This window comes from Pseudomonas sp. P7548 (assembly GCF_013386585.1).
GTDB lineage: Bacteria > Pseudomonadota > Gammaproteobacteria > Pseudomonadales > Pseudomonadaceae > Aquipseudomonas.
In genome coordinates this window covers 1-368 of record NZ_JACARO010000209.1, presented here as the reverse complement: position 1 = coordinate 368, position 368 = coordinate 1, and the positions used below count along the sequence as shown (strand labels likewise).

1 pseudogene is annotated in these 368 nt (G+C 64.9%); it reads right to left on the bottom strand.

What is annotated here, in order from left to right:
- Positions 1-368 (bottom strand): annotated as a pseudogene (locus HX803_RS32295) (LLM class flavin-dependent oxidoreductase); the annotation flags it as partial.

The following is a 368-nucleotide window of genomic DNA, read 5'->3' as shown; positions in this document are numbered from 1 at the left end:
GCGACCATCTCGCCGAACGGGCTGACGTAACCGGCGCTTTTCGGCAACTCGGGACGTTCGATGTCCAGGTGCGGGAACAGCAGTTCGGCCACCCGATACGATTCTTCCAGGTGGGGATAACCGGAGAAGATAAAGGTGTCGATACCCAGGGCTGCGTATTCCTTGACCCGCGCCGCAACGGTCGGCCCATCGCCCACCAGCGCCGTGCCGGCACCACCGCGTACCAGGCCAACACCTGCCCACAGGTTGGGGCTGACTTCGAGGTTGTCGCGGTTGCCACCATGCAAGGCCGCCATGCGTTGCTGGCCGACGGAATCGAAGCGCGCCAGGGAGGCCTGGGCACGGGCGATGGTGTCGTCGTCCAGATG